The organism is Xanthomonas sp. SHU 308, assembly GCF_000364645.1.
GTDB classification, from domain to species: Bacteria; Pseudomonadota; Gammaproteobacteria; order Xanthomonadales; family Xanthomonadaceae; genus Xanthomonas_A; species Xanthomonas_A sontii.
In genome coordinates this window covers 1-1,431 of sequence record NZ_AQOK01000324.1, presented here as the reverse complement: position 1 = coordinate 1,431, position 1,431 = coordinate 1, and the positions used below count along the sequence as shown (strand labels likewise).

Annotated in this window: 1 protein-coding gene and 1 pseudogene; one reads left to right on the top strand and one right to left on the bottom strand. The window is 73.0% G+C overall.

What is annotated here, in order from left to right; translation table 11 throughout:
- Nucleotides 1-989: AlkA N-terminal domain-containing protein (locus D588_RS24555; protein ID WP_017916076.1), on the bottom strand; the 989-nt coding region annotated here is incomplete at its 3' end.
- Between the two features lie 183 nt (nt 990-1,172).
- Between D588_RS24555 and D588_RS24550 the strand changes: the two are divergent.
- A pseudogene (locus tag D588_RS24550) lies at nt 1,173-1,431 on the top strand (hypothetical protein); the annotation flags it as partial.

The following is a 1,431-nucleotide window of genomic DNA, read 5'->3' as shown; positions in this document are numbered from 1 at the left end:
CTGACCTGCTGGCCGAGCACCGCGCGCACCGCCACTTCGAACCCGTCCCAGCCGCCCGGCACGCGCAGCCCGGGGCGCCGCGCGATGGCGCGCGCCAGCAGCGGATCCTCGCCGAGCGTGGCGTGCACCGCGCGCAGGTCGGCATCCAGGTCGAACACGCGGCGCACCCGGCGCACGATGTCGGGAATGGCGCGCGGATCGGCCGCGGCGATGTGCAGGCGCAGTTCGTGGCGCTGCGGATCGGCCTCGACACGGATGCGCGTGGAGGCCTCGCAGGGGCCGAGCACGCGCTCGTAGCTTGCCTCGCCGATGCGCTCGATGCCGGGGATCGCACGCTTGCGCAGGAACGCCAGCATCGCCGGGAAGTCCAGTGGCGGCCGGTAGCCCAGGCGCAGCACCAGATCGCCACCGGGGCTGTCGGTGCGCTGCTTGCGGATCGCCGAGGGTGGCATGCCGCAGCCGTCGAGGAACGCGGCGTTGAAGCGGCGCAGGCTGTTGAAGCCGGCCGCCAGCGCCACCTGGGTGATCGGCAAGGCGGTTTCGGTGAGCAGTTGCTTGGCCAGCAACAGCCGCCGGGTCGCGTGCACCGCCGCCGGGGTGGCGCCGAGCTGGGCCACGAACAGCCGCTGCAGCTGACGCGCGCTGATGCCCAGTTCGGCGGCCAGCGCGGCGACGCTGGCGTCCTGCAGCGCGCCCTCGGCGATCAGCGCCAGTGCGCGCCGCACGACCTCTTCGCCTACTTGCTGCTGTGCTTCCGGCGACAGTTCGGGACGGCAGCGCAGGCACGGTCGGTAGCCGGCGGCCGCGGCCGCGGCGGCGCTGGGGTAGTAGCGCACGTTGCTGCGCTTGGGCGGCGGCGCCGGGCACACCGGTCGGCAGTAGATGCCGGTGCTGCGCACGGCGGTGAAGAACACGCCGTCGAAGCGCGCGTCGCGGGACTGGCGGGCGCGGTCGTAGAGGGCGTGGTCGGTGGCGGCGAGGGCAGGCATGGTGCCAGTCTAGTCGGCCCCGGCGCGGCGCACTGGCCGTTTTCGGACAGCAATGCCGCGGCTGTCGCGTGGCCGCAGTGCCCGCGGTTTAGGCGCAGTTGGGGAGGTTCCGCGCGGCGGCACTAGACTAGGTCCACAGGCGCCTGGCGCCTGTCTTTTTCGTCTCGTCCATGGATCCTCCGTTTGGCCGTTCCGTTCAGACTCTGCTGGTTGTCGCTGTGTTGCCTGGGCCTGTTGGCCTGCGGGCAGCAGCCGGCGTCGGCACCGCGGACCGTCGCCGACAGCCCCTCCGCCGATGGCGAGCACATGGTCTCGATCGGCGCGCCGCCGGCACCGCCGCCGCATGCGGTCGCGCCCAAGCGCGACCCGCAGGCCTGGGACGAGGCCACGCTGGAGAATGGCGAGGCCTTCATCAGCTGCGACACCGACTATGCCGCCGACG